Origin of the sequence: Baekduia soli (assembly GCF_007970665.1) — a bacterium.
In the GTDB taxonomy this organism is placed as follows: Bacteria; Actinomycetota; Thermoleophilia; order Solirubrobacterales; family Solirubrobacteraceae; genus Baekduia; species Baekduia soli.
The window spans coordinates 5,038,488-5,057,943 of sequence record NZ_CP042430.1; the positions used below are offsets into that span (position 1 = coordinate 5,038,488).

Annotated in this window: 19 protein-coding genes; 4 read left to right on the forward strand and 15 right to left on the reverse strand. The window is 71.7% G+C overall.

What is annotated here, in order from left to right; all coding sequences use genetic code 11:
- Positions 1–44: 44 nt before the first annotated feature.
- Complete coding sequence (locus tag FSW04_RS24525) at positions 45–1,160, forward strand: PLP-dependent cysteine synthase family protein (protein WP_146923061.1); 1,116 nt, start codon at positions 45–47, stop codon at positions 1,158–1,160.
- 15 nt (positions 1,161–1,175) lie between these two features.
- Here FSW04_RS24525 and FSW04_RS24530 read toward each other — a convergent pair whose 3' ends face one another.
- From FSW04_RS24530 to FSW04_RS24575, 10 genes are all read right to left on the reverse strand, one after another.
- Complete coding sequence (locus FSW04_RS24530) at positions 1,176–2,051, reverse strand: carbohydrate kinase family protein (RefSeq protein ID WP_146923063.1); 876 nt, start codon at positions 2,049–2,051, stop codon at positions 1,176–1,178.
- Complete coding sequence (locus FSW04_RS24535; RefSeq protein WP_146923065.1) at positions 2,048–3,394, reverse strand: family 4 glycosyl hydrolase; 1,347 nt, start codon at positions 3,392–3,394, stop codon at positions 2,048–2,050. Before FSW04_RS24535 ends, FSW04_RS24530 begins: the two co-directional genes overlap by 4 nt.
- A 103-nt stretch (positions 3,395–3,497) precedes the next feature.
- Entirely contained in the window at positions 3,498–4,463 is a 966-nt protein-coding gene (locus FSW04_RS24540) for an NAD(P)-dependent oxidoreductase (RefSeq protein WP_146923067.1), read from the reverse strand.
- Positions 4,460–5,221, reverse strand: a complete 762-nt coding sequence (locus FSW04_RS24545; RefSeq protein ID WP_146923069.1) for an HpcH/HpaI aldolase family protein — start codon at positions 5,219–5,221, stop codon at positions 4,460–4,462. Before FSW04_RS24545 ends, FSW04_RS24540 begins: the two co-directional genes overlap by 4 nt.
- A complete protein-coding gene (iolD, locus tag FSW04_RS24550) occupies positions 5,221–7,113 on the reverse strand; it encodes a 3D-(3,5/4)-trihydroxycyclohexane-1,2-dione acylhydrolase (decyclizing) (protein WP_146923071.1) in 1,893 nt (630 codons plus the stop codon). Before iolD ends, FSW04_RS24545 begins: the two co-directional genes overlap by 1 nt.
- 10 nt (positions 7,114–7,123) lie before the next feature.
- Positions 7,124–8,533, reverse strand: a complete 1,410-nt coding sequence (locus FSW04_RS24555; protein WP_146923997.1) for an aldehyde dehydrogenase family protein — start codon at positions 8,531–8,533, stop codon at positions 7,124–7,126.
- 5 nt (positions 8,534–8,538) lie between these two features.
- Complete coding sequence (locus FSW04_RS24560) at positions 8,539–9,726, reverse strand: Gfo/Idh/MocA family protein (protein ID WP_146923073.1); 1,188 nt, start codon at positions 9,724–9,726, stop codon at positions 8,539–8,541.
- Between the two features lie 69 nt (positions 9,727–9,795).
- Entirely contained in the window at positions 9,796–10,806 is a 1,011-nt protein-coding gene (locus FSW04_RS24565) for a sugar phosphate isomerase/epimerase family protein (protein WP_146923074.1), read from the reverse strand.
- Entirely contained in the window at positions 10,803–11,870 is a 1,068-nt protein-coding gene (locus tag FSW04_RS24570) for a LacI family DNA-binding transcriptional regulator (protein WP_146923076.1), read from the reverse strand. Before FSW04_RS24570 ends, FSW04_RS24565 begins: the two co-directional genes overlap by 4 nt.
- Positions 11,871–12,360: 490 nt before the next feature.
- Positions 12,361–12,789, reverse strand: coding sequence for a pyridoxamine 5'-phosphate oxidase family protein (locus FSW04_RS24575; protein WP_187369076.1), 429 nt, complete (start codon positions 12,787–12,789; stop codon positions 12,361–12,363).
- A gap of 243 nt (positions 12,790–13,032) precedes the next feature.
- On the opposite strand from FSW04_RS24575, the gene FSW04_RS24580 reads away from it, so the two are divergent.
- Positions 13,033–13,257, forward strand: coding sequence for a hypothetical protein (locus FSW04_RS24580; protein ID WP_146923080.1), 225 nt, complete (start codon positions 13,033–13,035; stop codon positions 13,255–13,257).
- 43 nt (positions 13,258–13,300) lie between these two features.
- Here the strand turns inward: FSW04_RS24580 and FSW04_RS24585 are convergent, their stop codons facing one another.
- Complete coding sequence (locus FSW04_RS24585) at positions 13,301–14,074, reverse strand: hypothetical protein (RefSeq protein ID WP_146923082.1); 774 nt, start codon at positions 14,072–14,074, stop codon at positions 13,301–13,303.
- A 227-nt stretch (positions 14,075–14,301) separates the two neighbouring features.
- On the opposite strand from FSW04_RS24585, the gene FSW04_RS24590 reads away from it, so the two are divergent.
- On the forward strand, positions 14,302–15,291 hold the full coding sequence (locus FSW04_RS24590; RefSeq protein WP_146923084.1) for an SIR2 family protein: 990 nt from the start codon (positions 14,302–14,304) through the stop codon (positions 15,289–15,291).
- 125 nt (positions 15,292–15,416) lie between these two features.
- Here the strand turns inward: FSW04_RS24590 and FSW04_RS24595 are convergent, their stop codons facing one another.
- The gene (locus FSW04_RS24595) at positions 15,417–15,698 is read right to left on the reverse strand and encodes a hypothetical protein (RefSeq protein ID WP_146923086.1); all 282 of its coding nucleotides are present in this window, start codon (positions 15,696–15,698) and stop codon (positions 15,417–15,419) included.
- Positions 15,699–15,767: 69 nt separating this feature from the next.
- Positions 15,768–17,003 carry an IS256 family transposase gene (locus FSW04_RS24600; protein ID WP_228430507.1) on the reverse strand — a complete coding sequence of 412 codons (1,236 nt, stop codon included), beginning with the start codon at positions 17,001–17,003 and terminating at the stop codon, positions 15,768–15,770.
- Positions 17,004–17,405: 402 nt separating this feature from the next.
- On the opposite strand from FSW04_RS24600, the gene FSW04_RS24605 reads away from it, so the two are divergent.
- Positions 17,406–17,645, forward strand: coding sequence for a hypothetical protein (locus tag FSW04_RS24605; RefSeq protein WP_146923088.1), 240 nt, complete (start codon positions 17,406–17,408; stop codon positions 17,643–17,645).
- 480 nt (positions 17,646–18,125) lie between these two features.
- Here the strand turns inward: FSW04_RS24605 and FSW04_RS24610 are convergent, their stop codons facing one another.
- Together FSW04_RS24610 and FSW04_RS24615 are read right to left on the reverse strand one after the other, a co-directional pair.
- A complete protein-coding gene (locus FSW04_RS24610; RefSeq protein WP_146923090.1) occupies positions 18,126–18,752 on the reverse strand; it encodes a hypothetical protein in 627 nt (208 codons plus the stop codon).
- Between the two features lie 102 nt (positions 18,753–18,854).
- Positions 18,855–19,394: a hypothetical protein gene (locus FSW04_RS24615; protein WP_146923092.1), complete on the reverse strand. Its 540-nt coding sequence runs from the start codon at positions 19,392–19,394 to the stop codon at positions 18,855–18,857.
- Between the last annotated feature and the right edge of the window lie 62 nt (positions 19,395–19,456).

A 19,456-nucleotide genomic window follows, 5' to 3' on the forward strand; every position in this document is an offset into this window, starting at 1 on the left:
GAACATGTTCTCAAGCGTAAACAACTGTCGCTAAGATTGCGAGCATGAGCGAAGTTGTGCCGCGTCCTGTCCGGGCACGCCGTTGGGCCGCGCAGGCCATCGCGCTCATCGAGGCGGACTTCGAGCGCTCCGCCGACACCCATCTGCTGCGCTACCCGCTGCCCGTGGACTGGGGCGTGGACCTCTATCTCAAGGACGAGTCGACGCATCCGACCGGGTCGCTGAAGCATCGGCTGGCCCGCTCCCTGTTCCTCTACGGCCTGTGCAACGGCTGGATTTGCGAGGGCCGCCCCATCATCGAGGCCTCATCCGGATCGACGGCGGTCTCAGAGGCCTACTTCGCCCGCCTGCTCGGGTTGCCGTTCGTCGCCGTGCTGCCCTCCGGCACCTCGGCCGAGAAGGTCGCCGAGATCGAGCGCTATGGCGGGAGCTGCCACTTCGTGAGGCAGGCCTCGGAGATGTGCCGCGAGTCCCAGCGCCTCGCCCGGGAGCTGGACGGCCACTACATGGACCAGTTCACCTACGCCGAGCGCGCCACCGACTGGCGCGGCAACAACACGATCGCCGAATCGATCTTCGAGCAGATGCGCCGCGAGCCCCACCCGGTGCCCATGTGGGCCGTCGTCGGCGCCGGCACGGGGGGCACGTCGGCCACGATCGGGCGCTACGTCCGCTATCAGCGGCTGTCGACACGCGTCTGCGTGGTCGATCCCGAGCATTCGGTCTTCGCCGAGTTCCATCGCAGCCGCGACCGGGACCTCACCTGTCCGCGCGCCTCGCGCATCGAGGGCATCGGCCGCCCGCGGGTGGAGCCGTCGTTCCTGCCCGACGTCGTCGACCGCATGATCGAGGTCCCCGACGCGGCCTCGATCGCCGCCGCCCGGGTGGCAGCCGGGTCGCTGTCGCGCTCCCCAGGAGCGTCCACCGGGACGAACCTCTACGGCGTGCTCCAGCTCATCGCCGAGATGCTCGAGCAGGGACAGCGTGGCTCGATCGTCTCGCTGGTGTGCGACCCCGGCGAGCGCTACACCCACACCTACTACGACGATGCCTGGCTGGCCCAGCAGGGGCTGGACATCGGTCCCTACGTCGACCAGATCGAGCGCTTCCTGCAGAGCGGCCGCTGGGCGTCGCTCGCGGTCGGCTCCCCGATGGCCTGACCGGCCCCCGCGAGGTCAGGCGCCCGGAAGAGCCAGGCCCAGCCGCTGCGCACGGGCCGCGAGCCCGGCGCATGCCCGCGCTCCCGCGGCGCCCGACGGCACCGACACGGCCAGCGCTCCGGCCAGCACCGCCAGCGCCAGGGCGTCGGCGAGCGCCAGCCCGGCAAGATCGGCCCAGACGTAGGCCGCCGCGAAGACGTCGCCGGCGCCCGTCGCGTCCACGAGCTGCGCCGGGACGGACGGCGCGGTGAGCACCGCGCCGTCGCGCTCGGCGGCGATCGCGCCGAGCGCTCCACGCGTGACCACGACGGCCGCCGCGCCGGTGCCGGCGACCAGCGCCCCGAGCGCCGCCTCGACGTCCGCCTTCCCGGTCAGCCGCCGGGCCTCGCCGGCGTTGAGCACCAAGGCGCGGACACCGGTCAGGTCGGGCAGCGCGCCCCCGGCCCCGGCGAAGTCGGCCATCGCGTAGACCCGGCCCGGGGCCGCCGCCGCTGCCGCGCGGGCGCGGTCCAGGGCTGTCACCAGCGCCCGTCCGTCCGGCGGCGGATCTGCCGTGTCGGTCGGCGTGACCCGCGTGACCATCGCGCGGTCGCCGTCCAGGGCCATGATCGCGGTGACCGGCGTCTCTTCGACCCGAGGGCCCACCCACGCGACCTCCTCGGCGGCCAGCGCCTCCGCCAGCCAGCGGCCGGCGGCGTCGTCGCCCACCGGCCACGCCACGGCGCTGCGCAGCCCGAGCCGGGCGGCCGCGATCGCGGTGATGGCGGCGCCGCCCGGGCCGGCGACGAGCCCGGTCGCGTGCAGCTCCTCGCCCAGGCGCGGCAGACGCGGCAGCCCGAGGAAGCCGAGATCGAGGAACGGCGGCCCTGCGACGACGACGTCGTAGGTCACCGCAGGCTGTGGCGCAGCTGCGGGTGCTGCGCGGAGTAGGCGTCGAAGATCCGCCTCGCGACGGTGACCGACGGCACGAGCGGGTGGAGCGCGATGGCCTGGACCGCCAGCTCGCGCGAGCCGGAGACCGCCGCCTCGATGGTCGTACGCTCGACGTCCTTGATGGTGGTGATCAGCCCGCGCGCATGGCCGGGGACGTCGCCGACCGCGGTCGGGACGATCCCGGTGGACCCGGCGATACACGGCACCTCCACCACCGCGCCGGCGTCGAGGAACGGCAGGCTGCTGGCATTGGCGGTGTTGAGGATCAGCACGCGGCCCTGGTTGCGCGCGATCGCCTCGACGACGGCGATCGCCTCCCCCTCGTAGCCCCCGGCGTCCATCTCGTGCTCGTCCCGCCCGTCGAGCCCGGCCGCGCTGCGGGCCTCCTCCATGTAGCGCGCCTCGCGTTCGCGGCGCGTCGCGTGCCAGGCGTGCAACGCGGCGGCGGGGCCGTCGCCGCCCGCGGCGTAGAAGGCGTGCTGCTGCTCGAGCAGGAACTCGCCTCGCGACTGCAGGCTCGAGCGCACCGCACCCACCGCATCCGAGGCGTAGTAATAGAAGTACAGGTACTCGTTGGGGATCATCCCCAGCGAGCGCAGCCACTCCCCGCCGAAGAGGCGGCCCTCCTCGAAGCTCTCCAGGCGCGCGTCGTCGGCGAGCAGGTCCGGCAGCAGGTCGCGCTCGCCGTCGCGGACGGCGCGCAGCCAGCCGAGGTGGTTCAGGCCGAAGTAGTCGAACCACAGGTCCTCGGGGTTGCGGCGCAGCGCTCTGGCCACCCGGCGGCACAGCGCGGTCGGCGAGTCGCAGATCCCCACGACGCGCCCGCCGAGCACGCCCTGGATGGCCTCGGTCACCAGGCCGGCCGGGTTGGTGAAGTTGACGAACCAGGCCCGCGGGGCGTGGCGCGCGACCGCCTCGGCCAGCTCGAGCATGACCGGGACGGTCCGCAGCGCGAAGCAGAGGCCGCCCGGGCCGGTGGTCTCCTGCCCGACGACTCCGGCGTTCAGCGGGACGCGCTCGTCGATGACGCGCCCCTCCAGCTCACCGACCCGGATCGCGCAGAACACGAAATCCGCGCCCTCCAGGGCCTCCTCGAGCCGCGTGGTGCAGGTGAAGGGCAGCAGCACCCCGCCGGAGGCCGCGGCCTGCCCCTGCAGGACGACGCTGATGCGGTTCAGCCGCTCGCTGCTGATGTCGTAGAGCGCGAGCTCGTCGACCCCGAGCCGCGGCGCACAGGCCAGCAGCGCGTCATACAGCATCGGGACGCGGAAGCCGCCGCCGCCCAGGATGGTGATCTTCACGGCCGCGAGGGTACCACTGGTGTGCGTTGCTGCAAGAAGATGATCGAAGATGGTGGAACGGGTGTTCCGGCGATCGCGGGCTCCGCAGGCGCGGATCGGCCGATCAGGCGTAGACGTCCGGGTTGGCGACCGCCGGGGCGCGGCGGCCGGACAGGACCTCGGCCAGCCCGCCGGCCAGCAGCTGGAAGGTCCGCCGCCGGGCCGCCGGGGTCAGCGCGAGGGCGTGTGGCGAGCAGAGCACCTCGGCACGCCGGAAGATCGGATGGCCCGGATCCGGTGGCTCGGGGTCGAACACGTCGAGCCCGACGCCGGCCAGGATGCCGGCCGCCAGCGCGCCCTCGAGCTCGTCCAGAGGGGCGACCGCTCCGCGGCTGACGTTGACGAGGCGCAGGCCCGGGCGCGCGGTGGCCAACAGCGTGCGGTCGATGAGGCCGCGGGTGGCGGCGGTCAGGGGAACGTGCAGGGTCAGGTAGTCCGCCGCCGCGACCGCCGCGCGCAGCGGCGCGGCCCGGACGCCCGCCGGCAGCCCGGCGCCCGCCGGATCCAGGGCGGGATCGACGGCGAGAACGTCCATGCCGAAGGCGACCCCGAGCTGCGCCACACGCCGCCCGATGCGCCCCGCGCCGACGACGGCCAGGGTCGCGCCGGCGAGATCCCCCAGGGCGATCCGGTCACGACCGTCCCAGTCGCCCTCGCGCACGAGCGCATCGAGCTCGCCCAGGCGCTTGGCCAGCGCGAGCAGCAGCGCCAGCGTGCCTTCGGAGACGGCGTCGACAGCGCCGTCGGGCACGACGACCACCGCGACGCCGCAGCGCGTCGCCGCCGCCAGGTCGATGCCGTCGACACCGATGCCGTTGCGTCCGATGGCCCGCAGCCGCGGCGCGGCCGCGATGAGCTCCGCGGGCACCCTCGTCGGGCCCCGTGCGATGAGGACGTCGGCATCGGCCAGCAGCGGCAGGAGCGTCGCCGGCTCGCCGTCAGGGGCCTCGACGAGGTCCCCCAGCGATCCGAGCAGATCGGGGCCGGGCTCCGGCAGCGGGCCGGCACAGACGATCCGCGACCGGCTCACGTCGCGTGCACGGCGGCTGCCGCGGCGCGGGCGCCGGCGACCATGAGCGTCGAGTCCGAGCCCACGGCGATCAGCGTGAAGCCCAGCGCCAGCATGCCCGGCACCGCCTCGTGCCCGGGCACGAGGATGCCGGCCGCCTTCCCGTGGGCGTCAGCGGCGGCGACGACGGTCCGCAGCGCCTGCTGGAACTCCGGGGCATCGACGCGACCGAAGGCGCCCATGGCATGCGACAGGTCGCCCGGGCCGACGAAGAGGGCGTCGACGCCATCCAGCGCTGCGATGTCCCCGGCCGCGGCCACCGCGGCCGGAGTCTCGATCTGCACGATCCCCACCGTGTGCCGCGCGGCCTCGGCGATGGCCTGCGGCCGGGTGCCGAACGCGCAGGCGCGGTTGTAGGTCGCCACGCCGCGGTCCCCGTGGGGCGCGTAGTGCAGGTGGGCGACCGCCGCACGCGCCTCCTGCACGCCGTCGATCCGCGGGACCATGATGCCCTCGGCGCCGAGGTCGAGCGCCCGCCCGGCGCGGGGCCGTTCGGCCGATTCGACGCGCACGACGGCGTGGACGCCGCCGGCCCGCGCGCCGTGCAGCTGGGCGAGCAGGTCGCCCTCGGAGCCCGATCCGTGCTCGAGGTCGATGAGCACCCAGTCCAGCCCGGCCACCCCGCAGGCCTCGGCGGCGAGCGCCGAGCCCAGGTTCAGGAACGTCCCGGCCAGGACGTCCCCGCGGCGCAGCCGCTCGCGCAGGCCGGTGGCGCCCATCAGCCGTGGAAGCGCTGCAGGCGCGCGCGGTCGTCCTCGTAGGCGGCGCGCCGCTCGCGCACCCCGGGATCGTCGGAGACCTCGGCCGGTGCCACGTCCCACCACACCCCGCCCGGCGGGAGGTCGTGGTGGGGCACCGTCTCGACGACGATGACCACCGGGCCCCGCGCCGCTCGGGCCGCATCCAGCGCCGCGGCGACCTCCGCCGCCGTCCGCGCCTGGTATGCCTGCGCGCCGAAGCCGCGGGCCGTGGCCGCCAGATCGAGCGCGATGTACTCGCCCTCCAGGCCCGCGCCCTGCAGCGGCCCGTCGCCGTTGCGGGCGCGCGCGCGGAACTCGTTGCCGAACTCCTGTCCGGCGCGCGCCACCTGCAGGCGCCGGATGCACTGGAAGCCGTGGTTCTCGGAGACCACCACCGTGATCGCCATGCCCTCCTGGGCGGCGGTCACGAGCTCGGTCGGGTTCATGAGGTAGGTCCCGTCGCCGACGAAGGCGATCACCTCGCCATCGGGTTGGGCCAGGCGCACGCCGAGGGCGGCAGGGATCTCGTAGCCCATGCACGAGAAGCCGAACTCGAGGTGGCAGTGACGCGCGCCCGTGGCGTCCCAGACCTTGAGCAGATCGCCGGGCGGTCCGCCGGCGGCGGCGACGATCGTGTCGCCCGGGCAGGCGTGCTCCTGCAGGATCCCGATGAGCCGGCCCTGGGTCATCGCCTCCGCGCCGTCGCCGGCCAGCGCGGCCGACCGTCGCGCCGTCCACTCGGTGCGGCGGGGCTGCACCGCCTCACGGCGTCCCTCCTGCGGCGCGGCGCCGGCCGCCACCGCGGCGGCCTCCAACGCCGCCAGCGTGTCCCGGGCATCGCCGATCACCGGCAGCGCCCCCAGCTTGTGCGCGTCCCGGCCATCGACGTTGATCGCCACGACGGTCACGTCGGGGTCTTGGAAGAGCGAGTGCGACCCGGTGGCGAAGTCGGTCAGCCGCGTGCCGACGGCGATCACGAGGTCGGCCTCGGCCGCGGTCGCATTGGCGGCCGGATTGCCCTCCAGGCCGAGCCCGCCCAGGGCCCACCATGCGTCCTCCTCCACGGCGCCCTTGCCCGCGAAGGTCTCCACGACGGGGATGCCGAGTCGCTCGGCCAGCGACGCGAGCGTCCCCTGCGCCTCGCTGTAGTGCACGCCTCCGCCGGCGATGATGATCGGCCGGCGGGCGGCCGCCAGCGCCGCGCCGGCCCGGGCCAGCGCCTCGGGCTCGGCCGGCGGCCGGGCGATCCGCCAGGTACGAGGCTCGAACAGGGCGATGGGGAAGTCATAGGCCTCGGACTGGACGTCCTGGGGCAGCGCCAGCGTCACGGCTCCGGCGTCGACGGGGCTCGTCAGCACGCGCATGGCCTCGGGCAGCGCGGTGAGCAGCGCCTCGGGCCGCGTCACGCGGTCGAAGTGGCGCGAGACGGGACGGAAGCAGTCGTTGACGCTGACGTCCCCGGCGCTCGGATGCTCGAGCTGCTGGAGCACCGTGCCCTGACGGCGCGTCGCGTAGGTGTCGGAGGGCAGCAGCAGAACCGGCAGGCGGTTGACCGTCGCCAGCGCGGCCCCCGTGACCATGTTCGTCGCGCCCGGGCCGATCGAGCTCGTGCAGGCGAGCGTCGCGGTGCGGCGCATCGCCTTGGCGTAGCCGACGGCCATGTGCACCATCGACTGCTCGTTGCGCGCCTGCACGAAGGGCAGCTCGGCGCCGGCGGCCTGCAGCGCCTGACCCATCCCGGCGACGTTGCCGTGGCCGAAGATCCCGGCGACGGCGGGCACGAGCCGCGCCACGCGGCCGTCGCGCTCGCTGTGCTGGACGGCCAGGTACCGGACCATCGCCTGGGCGGTGGTGAGCCTGATGGTCTTCATCGTGCGCCTCTCAATCCACGTCGTGGAAGACCACGGCCTTGAGCTCGGTCATCTCCTGCACCGCGTACCGCGGCCCCTCCTTGCCGATGCCGCTGCCCTTCAGGCCGCCGTAGGGCATCGGGTCGGCGCGCCACAGCGGCGTCCAGTTCACGTGCAGCGCCCCGCAGTCGACGTCGCGCACGAAGCGCAGCGCCGCCTGGATGTCGCGGGTGAACACGCCGGCGCCGAGGCCGTAGCTGGTGTCGTTGGCCACCCGGATCGCCTCGGCCACCCCGTCGACCGTGGTCACGGCGATGGCCGGGCCGAACAGCTCGTCCTGGCTGAGCGGATCGCTCGGGTCGACGCCGTCGACCACCGCCGGCGACACAAGCGCGCCGTCGCGCTCGCCGCCGGTCAGCAGGCGGGCGCCGCGCGCGCCGGCCGCAGCCACGACGGTCTGGACGCGCCGTGCCTCGTCCTCGCTGATGAGGGGGCCCATCGTCGTGCCGTCGGCCAGCGGGTCACCCGGGCGGATCGCGTCGACCTGCGGCAGCAGGGCGTCGAGCAGGTCGCCATGCACCGCGCGGTCGACGAGCACCCGCTGCACCGAGATGCACACCTGGCCGGCGTTGGCGTACCCGCCGGTGGCGATGGCCCGTGCGGCCTGGTCGAGATCGGCGTCGGCCAGCACGAGCGTCGGGCAGCTGGCCCCGAGCTCCAGCGACAGGCGCTTGACGCCCGCCACCGCGGCGATCCGCTCACCCACCGCGGTGGAGCCGGTGAACGACACCTTGCGCACCCGGTGGTCGCGGCACAGCAGCGGGCCGAGGCGGCCTCCCGCTCCGGTCAGGCACTGCAGCGCGTGGTCGGGCAGGCCGGCGCCGACCAGCAGCTCGGTGAGCGCCAGTGCCGTGAGCGGCGTCTGGGTGGCCGGCTTGAGGATCACCGCGTTGCCGGCGGCCAGCGCCGGGGCGACCTTGTGCAGGACCAGCAGCAGCGGGAAGTTGAACGGGGCGATCGCCACGACGACGCCGCACGGCTGGCGCAGGGTGAAGCCCAGCTTGCCGACGGCCCCGGGGCTCGCGTCCAGCGGCAGCGTCTCGCCGTGCATCCGTGCGCCCTCGGCGGCACTGACGCGCAGCAGCTCACCGGCGCGGCCGGCCTCGCCGCGCGCCTCGGTCAGCGTCTTGCCCGATTCCCGGGCGATCGTCCGCGCCAGGTCCTCGACCTTGGCGTCGGCGCGGTCGGCCGCCCGGCGGAGGATCGCCGTGCGCTCGGCGCCGGGCAGCGCACGCATGGCCGCCGCGCCCGCCACGGCCGCCCGCAGCGCGCGCTCGACCTCGGCCGGGGTGGCCTCCGGGACCGTGCCCACCGGCTCGCCGTCGAACGGGCTGACGACCGTCGCGTCCTCGCGCCCGATCCACTCCCCCGCCACGTACATGGCGCTCACGCCACCGACCTCCTCGGGATGTCATCGCCGACCGCGACCCAGCCCTCGACCTCGACTGAGCGCGCCATCGCCGCCACGACCCGCGCGGCCGCCAGCGCGTCGGTCGCCTCCGGCGCACGCGGCATGCCGTCGCGGATCGACTCCAGAAAGCCGCGGGCCTCGATCACCTTCAGGTCGGAGAACCCCATCGCGTTGCCCGCTCCGGGCTGGAAGGCGGCGAAGTCGGGATGGTGGGGCGCGGCGTACACGGTGGCGTAGCCCCCGTCCTCGCCCGGCGCGGGGCGCCGGTGGCGGCGCAGCTCGTTGAGCCGTTCGAAGCTCCACGACAGCGCGCCGTCGGTTCCGTGGACGTCGAACTCCATGGCGGCGTGCGGTCCCGTGGCCACCCGGCTGACCTCGAGCGTGCCCCGCAGCCCGCCCTCGAACTCGACCAGGGCCGCGGCCCAGTCCTCGTTCTCGACGCGGGCGCGCGGGCCGTCGGGCGCGACCGCGAAGTGGGTGGCGGTGCCTGGTGGCAGCAGCGGCCGCTCGGCGATGATCGTGGCGCTCTGCGCGCACACGCGGACGATCGGACCCACGAGCAGGTGGGCCATGTCGACCACGTGCGACATCAGGTCGCCCAGGACGCCGAGGCCGGCCTGCTCGCGCAGGAAGCGCCAGGTCAGGGCGCCGTCGGGATGGCTGGCGTAGTCGCACAGGAACGCGCCGCGGTAGCGGGTCAGCGGACCCAGCTCACCGCCGGCCAGCAGCCCGGCCGCGTGCTGAACCAGCGGCGCATGGCGGTAGTTGAAGCCGACCGTCGTCATGATGCCCGCCGCGGCGCAGGCCTCGGCGATCTCGGCGGTCTCATGCGGCCAGAGCCCGAGCGGCTTCTCCCCCCACACGTGCTTGCCGGCCGCGGCGGCGGTGAGCGCCATCTCCCGATGCAGCGCGTTGGGAGCCGTCAGGCTGACCGCCTCGACCTCGGGATGCGCGATGACCGCCCGCCAGTCGGAGGTCGCCTGCTCGTAGCCGAGCTCGCGCACGGCCCGCTCGGCGCGTCCCGGCGCATCGTCGGCAGCGATGACGAGCCGGGGCTCGAGGCCCAGCGCCGGGAAGTGGCCGCTCACCCGGCGGTAGGCGGCGCTGTGCATCGCGCCCATCCAGCCCGCGCCCAGCAGCCCGATCCCGATCTGTCGACCCACGCGACCTCGTCTCCTCCCCGGCGGCGACCGCCGCCGTGTGGCAACGATTGCACAGCGCGGCGCCGCGCGTCAATTCCCGCCATCGTCGGCGGCGAACGCCGCGTCGAAGCGCTGACCCGAGGGTGTGCGCTGCAGCGAACGCACGAATCGGAGCGCGTCTTGAGCAGCGAGCTCGCGGTCCATGCCGGCGTCCTCCCACTCGATGGCGATCGGCCCGTCATAGCCGACGTCGTCGAGCGCGCGGATGATCTCCTCGAAGTCGATCTGGCCACGGCCGGTCGAGCGGAAGTCCCAGCCGCGGCGCCCGTCGCCGAAGGGCAGGTGGGACGAGAGGAGGCCGTTGCGCCCGTCCAGGCGCAGGGCGGTGTCCTTGGCATGGACGTTGATGATCCGCCCACCGTGGGCCCGGACGAAGCCCGCCGGATCCACGTGCTGCCAGTGCAGGTGGCTCGGGTCGAAGTTCAGCGCGAAGGCGGGATGGTCGAGCGCGGCGAATGCCCGCTCGGTGGTCCAATGGTCGTAGGCGATCTCGCCCGGATGGACCTCCAGCGCGAACCGCACCCCCTCGGCCGCGAACACGTCGAGGATCGGCCTCCAGCGCTCGGCGAAGTCTGCGTAGCCCGCGTCGACGGCCGTGTCGGAGATCGGCGGGAAGCCGGCGAGCGCGTGCCAGATCGCCGAGCCGGTGAACCCGACCACGACCTGGGCGCCGATCGCTGCCGCCGCTCGCGCGGTGTCGGCCATTTCGGCCGCCGCGCGGCGCCGCACGCCCTCGGGCTCGCCGTCGCCCCACACGCGCGCGGGCAGGATGGCGCGGTGGCGGGCGTCGATCGGCACGTCGCAGACGGCCTGCCCGACGAGGTGCGCCGCGATCGCCGAGCACACCAGTCCGCAGCGCTCGAGCAGCCGGCGGCGCGCGATGACGTAGGGCGGGTCCGACAGCGCCCGGGCGACGTCGTAGTGCTCGCCCCAGCAGCAGAGCTCCAGCCCGTCGAACCCCCACGCGGCGGCCCGGGCCGCGACCGACCGCAGGGGACGATCGGCCCATTGACCGGTGAAGAGGCTCACGGGGCGGCTCATGAGGCCGCCTGCGCGCCGCAGCCGCACGAGCGACGGACCACGAGCTGGAGGGTGAGCCGGACCGGCTCGGGCTCGGCGGGCTCGCCGGCCAGCGCGCGAAGCAGCAGCTCGGCCGCGAGGTCGCCGAGCTCGCGATCGTGCCGGCCCAAGGCCGTCAGCGGGCTGCTGAGCAGGTCGGCGTCCTCGGGATCGTCGAAGGACACCAGCGCGACGTCGGCGGGAACGGCCCGGCCGTGGCGGCGCAGCGCCCGGAGCGCGCCGAGGGCCAGCGTGTCACCGGCCGCGACGATCGCCGTCGGCGGATCGGAGAGCCCGAGCAGCCCGGCGACCGCCCGCTCCGCCGCGGCCTGGGACCAGCCGTGGTCAGCGCAGGCCAGGTACTCCGGCGCGACCGGCAACCCCCGGCGACCCATCGCGGCACGGAACGCCTCCCGGCGCTCGTAGGCCGGCCCCCCCTCGAGCACCGCGGCGCCGGGGGCGGAGGTCACCGGGGCGCCGAGGAAGGCGATGCGGCGGTGGCCGTGAATGTCGGCGAGGTGCTCGACGAGCAGGGACATGCCCGCCTCGTTGTCGGGCGCGACGGCACCGGCGCCCGCGCCGGTGAGCACGTGGTCGAAGAACACGACGGGCACGTCGAGCGGGGCGAAGCCACCGGAGGTGGCCACCAGGACGGCGTCGACCTGCCGGGACTGCAGCGTGCGCAGCGCGCGCTGCTCGCGGGCCGGCTCGCGCTCGGTGTTCATGACCAGGACCTCATAGCCCGCGCCCTCGAGCCGGCTCTGGGCGCCCTTGAGAACGCTCGCGTAGAACGGGATCGCGACGTCGGGAACCACGACCCCCACGAGCATCGAGGCCTGCAGCCGCAGCGACCGGGCGAGGTCGTTGCGCGCGAAGCCGAGCTGGTCGGCGATCGCGACGACGCGCTGGCGCGTCGCCGCCGAAACGCGGGGATGGTCGCGCAACGCGCGGCTGGCGGTCGAGGTGGAGACCCCGGCGGCCTTTGCGACGTCGGCCAGCGTCGTCCGGCGACGGCGACCGTTCGGCGTGGCACGTTGGGCGATCATGGGAGCCAACGTTGCCACCTCCCCGGTGGCGGCGCAATCCGTGGCCCTCGGCAGCCGGGATCGTCACGACTCAATCGTCCGGCTGGGATCGCGAGTGGATGGTCCGTGGAGGCGGAACTCATTGGGCCGGTGCCGGCACCGACGCTGGGGCCGCCCCAGTTCTACGGCATGACCCAAGTGCCCTGACCGCCCCGGACACGACAAAGCCCGCCGAAGCGGGCTTTGCGCGACAGCCTCGTTGCGGGGTCTTCGCGTGAAGCCCTCGATGGGACTCGAACCGATGACCCCTTCCTTACCATCCGGACAAGGGGGTTCTTAGGGTTCAACTCAAGGAACACCGGATCGACAAATCCCTGCTCACAGTCGGTTTCGTGAGCGGACGTCATGTCGCCAGTGTACGTGAATGGGCGCCCGCGAACCGGCGATTGCCCCGCATTTGGCCCCGAGACATGTAGGACTACTAGAAGTCGGACCGTCGTCGGGGCGCCGCTCATCGGTCCAGCGGGACGCGGATGTCGCGACCGCCGCTCGACTGATGGTCCAACAGCGAGAGCTCGGTGACGTCGGCTCGGTACAGCCGCAGCTCCGCCGGCGCCACCACGTCGGCGACGGTCCACGCACCGATGCCGACATCGACGCTCGCACGCGAGAACACGTCGACGCCCGCGCCGTCCGGGACCATCGCCGCTCGCGCACGCATGTAGACGGCCTGCGCTTCGCCGACGCGCGCGTTCGTGTCGAACACGACGATGGACACGTCCGCGCGCGCAGCGATGTTCTGCGAATGCACAGACGTCGGACGCGAGACCCAGAACAGCGCTCGATCGTCGCCGACGGCGAACCAGACCGGCGAGGCCCACGGCAACCCGTCGCCGTCCGCCGTCGCCAGCGTCATGTACGGGGTCCGCTGCAGGATCACGTCGACCAGTGCTGCGCTCATGACACCACGGACGCCCAGACCGGCCGGGACTCGTCGGTGGACATCAGACCGAGCGTCCGGCACGCGCTCACAGGGTGGCGCGGTCCGCGTGGGCATTGTGTCGAGCGATGTGACGCGACGACAGTGTCGAGGTTCGCGGCTCCGGTCCATTCCAGGCGCTACCGCTTGTCGTCCAGAGCAGTAGCGCCACCCTGCGCGCGAGTTGGGTAGACCGACGCGTAGGTGCACCTGCTGTCGCTCATCGTCGTGTTCGTCGCCGTGCTCGCCCTAGGCATCTGGATCGCGTGGCGATGGCTGATCGTCGGGACCTCCGACAACTTCAATCGGTTCTCTGCACGCAATCCCCGCGACCTGGTCGTCATGGTCGCGATCATGTTGGCGACCTTCGGCGGAGCGCTCGGTTACATCGGGAGCAAGATCGTCGCTCGCTGCTTCGGGTCCGGCTAGCACGCGCTTGTCGTCCGTAGCAGCAGCGGGGATAGTCTCCTGTCTACCGCAGTGGTGCGGCGCGGCGTTCGGAGCCGTTCGTCCATGCGATTTCCTGAGCGCCGAGCGGCTGGAGAAAGGTGGGGCCAATCTCCGGCCCTGCGTCGAGGAGACGGTCGCCTTGGTCGTCTAGGGCGCGGACACGCCAGCCCCCGGGGTCTGAGGCACGCTCGATCCACGCCACCGCACCCGTCGGCCTCAGCACGAGGTCGGTCACGGTGGGTGCGGTCTCGCGCAAGCGGACTCGCCGCCGAGCCCGAACGTCGAACACAGCCACCGCAGTCCCATGGGACACGTACTTTCCATCACCCGTCGCTACAGGGCCGCCGACGTACTGGCCGCTGATACGGATCGGGCGCTCGAAGCCGTCGGTCAACCGAGTTGGGTGCCCGTTGGGCCGCAGGCATCCGTAGTCGCCGAAGCCCGTCAAGCGCATGACCCGTATGGTCCGAGACGAGGCCAAGGTCTCACCGCCGCTCGCGCACGAAGCGACCGGCCGCAGGCCGATCAGAACTCTCAGCGAACGGCCCCTGCGTGGCGCGAGGGTCAGTTCGGCTCCCCCCGCGTCTACGGCGTTCCGCAAGCCGTAGTCAAGCGCCTCGGCAGTGAACCGGAGGAACACCCGTCGGCTTTGACCAGCCCGCAAGGAAACGTCGCGCCTCGCGGTCAGATGCGAGCCGTCAAGGCCGCCCGCCCGCAGCTCCCCTCGGCAGCCAATGGCCGGTGCGTTGCAGCGCACGGTCACGCGGAGGGCGAAGGCGTTGCCGTCGAAGACCACGACCGACCCGAGTCCCTGCAGGCGGCTTGGGTGGTCCGCCTGCGCCCCGGCCGCCGACGGGCCTGCAGCGCAAACAAGAACCAACATCGACATCGCGACACCGCGACCTACTGCTCGCATAGCAAGCGGGTTCCTCCTGCTGCTGCTTTCCATGCAAAGCGGCAGTCACGTCCTGTGTCGGATGAGCGGCGCTCACCATCCGCCGGAGCAGGGCCTAGAGTCGCGCGGTGCACATCCGGAACCTGGGAATGCCGACCCGCCGGACGTTGGTCGTACTCGGAGCTGGCGCGACTCGCGGCGCGAGCTTCGTCGGCGACTCCGGCCAGCTGCACCCGCCCCCTCTTGACGCGGACTTCTTCCGACTGCTCTCACGCTCACCGGCCGGCCGCTCGCAGCAAGCTCGCGCGCTTCTCAAATACGTCGCCAAGAACCACTCCTCGGTCCTGGACGTGTCGATGGAGGCGATCTTCGTCGAGCTGCAGGGAAGCGCCGACTTCTACGAGCAGTTCAACATCGGACGAGGTCGGATCGTTCGTGAGCCTCAGCGGACCATCGAGCACTTCTACCGTGTGTTGCCAGCCGTCATGAAGCACTCGGTCACTGACAGCTGCGCCCACCACGAGGCCATTGCGGCAAGCCTCGAATCGGGCGACGCGATCATCAGCTTCAACTACGACTGCCTAATCGACCGCGCCCTGAAGCTCAAGGGTGCTCGTCGGTGGAATCCCGACTCCGGCTATGGACTAGCCCTCAACGACGGTACCGACGAGTGGAAGCAGTGGGGCGGCGGGCCCGACGCCAGCGAGCCGATCAAGCTGCTCAAGCTTCACGGATCTTTGAATTGGGAGTTCGACTCGACCGGTGCGGTGTCGCTGCTGCCTGATCCCTACGACCGCGACTCGGCGGCGGGCGCGGTGGTGCCTCCCCTCGGACGCAAGCCCGTATCGGAGGAGCCCTTCCTTCAAGCGTGGCGTGCGGCTCGCGAGGTGGTGAGACGCACCGAGCGTCTCATCGTCATCGGGTACAGCCTGCCGGCCGCCGACTACCTCGTTCGCTCCTTGTTCCGAGCAGACGTCGACAACGATCGGCTGAAGGAGCTGCTCGTCGTTGATCCGGCCTCTGCGGTCGCCGATCGGTTTCTTCAGCTGCTGACGACGCCGCCTTCTCGCATCGAAACGATGCGGAGTCTCGGGGAGTTTGCCTCGTGGCTTGAGTGAGCGGTCCCAAGCGACAAACTGCGGCTTCTGCTTGGCATGGAAAGCAGAGGCGCGCAGGGCGTCGGAGATCTTGCTGCGTGGGTGCGGTAGCGGGCCGACGGTGCGTGCGAGTTCGGAGACCTCGTCTAGAGCTGCTGATAACCGGAAGCGATCAGGGCAGCCCAACCGCCCGCCGCCGCGACTGAGACGCCAAACGCAGCGATCGCAGAGCGCCGCCAACCTGCAGCATTGAGCAGCGGAGCAATGATCGCGGCCACGAAAGCGATGAGCGCCGACCAGAGGATTGCGTACCATTGCCAAGAACCACTGATGTCGATCCAGCCGCGTGGACTCGTGCGTCTTGGGCAGTTCTCTTCGCATGTCATCGCCAGGTCGAAGACGAATCCAGCCGGCAGCGTGAGGAACATCAGACAGTCAAGTCCCAGGGCGTGGTGTAGGAGTCGGAGCTCGTTCTTGTCGTTGCTGCGGTCGGCGGCTCAGGCCGCGAGGAGCTCTTCGACCTCCTCCTGATTGTTGGTGGTGATGGTCGTCTGATCCTGGGATTGGAAGAGAGGGGTCATCGACTTCTGGCTGATGTAGCTTCGCCCGACGAGCCATTCGTCGTTGGCTTCGATCGCGAGCATCGAGACCAGTCGGATCACCGAAGCGTCGTCGGGGAAGATGCCGACGACGTCGGTGCGGCGGCCGATCTCGCGGTTGAACCGTTCCAGCGGATTGGTCGAGCGGATCTTGGGCCAGTGCTCCTTCGGGCAGCTGTAGAAGGCCAGGACGTCGTCCTCGGCCTGTTCGAGTAGCCGGGCGACCTTGCCCAGCCTGGGCTCGAGCTGAGAAACGGCGTCGGCCAGCCGCTTGCGAGCTTCGGTGCCGTCGGGCGCGGTGAAGATCGAGCGGATCAAGGCGCCCAAGGCGTCGTGCTGTTCGCGGTGGGCGTGGCCGCGGAGGTCTCTGAGGAAGTGCACGGTGCAGCGCTGCCAGGGCGCCCCTAACACCTTGGCCAGCGCGTTCTTGAGGCCTTCGTGGGCGTCGGAGATCGCGAGCTGGACTCCGAGCAGCCCGCGGGCGACCAGGGACCTGAGGAACTCGGTCCAGAACGCTTCGGTCTCCGCGGCGCCGATGTCTAGGCCGATGATCTCGCGGCGGCCTGTCTCGTGGACGGCATGCGCGACAACAACGGCCTTGCGCTGCACCCGTCCGCCGTCGCGGACCTTCTCGATCTTGGCGTCGACGAACAAGTACGGGTAGCGGCCTTCGAGCGGCCGCTGGCGGAACGCCTGGACCTGCTCGTCGAGCAGGCCGGCGATCCGCGAGACCTCCGACTTGCTGATTCGCAGCCCGAGGCTCTCGACGAGCTGGTCGACGCGCCGGGTGCTCACGCCGCAGACATAGGCCTGCTGGACGACCGCGACCAGCGCCTGCTCGCTGCGCTTGCGCGGCTGCAAGAACGACGGGAAGTAGCTGCCCTGACGGATCTTGGGGATCTGCAACTCGATCTCCCCAGCCCTCGTGTCCCAACGCCGCGGCCGGTAGCCGTTGCGATGCGTCGCGCGATCCTCGGTCCGCTCGCCGCGCTGAGCGCCGATGAGCTCGGAGACCTCGGCCTCCATCAACTCCTGAGCGACGGCCTTGACCGACTCGCGGATCACGTCTGCGTGCTCATCACGAAGCACCTGCCTGACGACCTCCACGATCGTCATCCTGTCCTGACCGGCCATCGCCGGCCTCCCTTCCTCGTCGTTGCGTGAGAACTCCGACGAAGAATGAGCGCCGCGGTGGCCGGACCTACGTCCGTTCCGTCCGACCGGCTCCTACACCAACACTAGGGACGTGACCCATCAGACCGGCCCACATCAGCGACTTCCAGGCGATTCGCGGGGAATCGGTTGCCATGTCTACACCTACGCTCGTCAGCCGCGAAGTTGCAGCGGGCCTGGACGGACGGACGGCCACACGGGTCCTCCGCCTCTGCTTACGCGCGCTGTGAGCGCCGTCTCGGGAGGAATCGAATGCGGGCCCGTTCCCGCGGGCGCTCCCGCTTGGGACGACGAGCGCTCGCGTAGCGTGGGGACCAACAGCCGTTGGCGCGACTTCACGGCAGCGCATACGTTTCGCGCAGCATGAGACGGCTGTTGCTCGCGGTCTTGGCGATGTGCAGCCTGCTGACCATTGGTCAGACCGAGGCACAAGCACGCGTCAAGCGGCACTGCCCGACGCGTGCGTTGGCGCTGAAGACGGATCGGCTGGTCGTGTTCAAGGTCCGGGTGAAACACCTGGACGCCTGGGTGGAGTACGTGTCCTGCTGGCGCTCGACGGGCGTGCACCATGCCGTCACGGGACGTCTCTGCCGGCGAATCTGAGGATCAGGGCCCGCGGCGCCTGGGTCGCGTTCTCGCGCACAGACGGACCCGATAGCCGGGGACAGTTCTCATGGATCGCCGGGGCCCGCAACGCCAAGACCGGCGTCTGGGGCTCGCTCCTTGTGGGAACCCCGAATGACCCGAGTTTCCCTGAGCCGCCGGTCGACGGGCCGCCAGGTGACTTTGTGGTCTCGTCAGAAGGGCTCTTCGCGTGGCGGGCCGATATTCCAGCAACGTCACGCGCGCCGGCACACGAGGAGATCGTCACCGCGAGGACGTCAGACCGCCCCTTCGCGGTTGTCGCCAATGCGCCACTGCTCGACCTCGCCGCGCCGCCATTCAGCGCCCTGACATTCCGAAGCCCGTGCCTCCTGACCTGGACGACGGCTCCCGAAGTCAACGCTCCGAGCCAGGCCGACGTGTGCGCTGCGACGGCGACGCGCTGACCCGACGCGCCTCCTCCGGGACGACAAGCGGGCGTTAGGCGGAGGGTTGGGCGTGCGGGAGTGCTGGGGGTCTGACAGGCATCGGGATGTCCGTGCTGCCACTGGGCCCTGCGATATGGACCTTGGCTGTGTTCCGCGACAGGTTGGCCACGACGACGTTGTCTGCCTCGGCCGCGAGCACGGCCGATCCTCCGGCGTTGTCGATGGCCGTGGCGGTCGCTCCGGCCGGCAGTGCCAGCGCGATGGTGGCGCGATCAGACTGTGTCGGATCGACCATCAGGACCGCGACACCGGTCTTGCTCGCGCTGGCCGAAGGAGCGCAGGCCTTGCCGAAGCCGTCCACCGGGTCGGGGATAGCGATGCACAGGCCGTCGGCCTGCGGGATGACGTAGCCGCGACCGGCGTCGGTCGAGAACGAGCGGATCCCGGCCTGGTCGACGCCAGGCCTGGCCGCGATCATCCTGGTCAGGTTCGCCGGAGGCGTGTCGTCCGCCCTTGCCACTCGCTTCAGCACCGGGACCGCAAAGGCCCGGTCGACGGAGACCGCAGACGCTGATGCTGTGCTGTGCGAGCGCCCCGCGGAGGCGACGATCACTGCGACGGCCCCTGCGGCCACGACGATGAACACTGCAGACAACCGCTTCGCAGTCCTGATCGCCATGGGCCAGAATCCTACGTCCCTCACGCTGCGCCGTCGAACGACGACCGCGCGGGGCAAGACCTTCGGCGCCCGCTCTGGACGAAGAGCGCTCGCGCGGGTCGCTTAGTGCCCGGGGTCGTCGAATGGCTGAGGGGTTGGGCGGATGCTCTCGCGGAGGGTGGGATGCATCCATGGATCTGGCTGCATTTCGATCAGCACGTAGTGGTCGGGCTGTCGGGCGTGGGATGGGAACCCGGTGAGGATCTCGGGCAGCCGGCGTTCGGCCTCTGCACGGTCGGCGGCTGCGAATGCCGCCCGACACGGTCCCGGCGTGCTGACGGGGTGATCGAAGTCGGCCGGGCGTTCGAGCAGGACGTACCACCGCGGCTCGGTGGGATCGACCGGATAGGGCGGAGAAGGTGGTCCCGTGTCGAGGACCTCGATCGTGTCGATGGCCGCCAGCGCGATCTCAGCGCCCGGCAATGGCTCGGTGCCATGGAGGTATTCGATGAGTAGGAGGTACGGCTCGTCGTCGCGCTCTTCGATGAGGCTGAAGTAGCCCTCGGCTTGAGCCGACGGACCCTGGACGCCGGGCTCGCGGTACCTCACCGCGATCCGGTGGTCAGAGGTCAGTCCGTCGGGAAACGAGTCCAAGTCCATCATCAAGGCCTAACCTTCGCGGCTGCGAGACGGTACCGACGCGAGCCAATACCCACGCCCGCAAT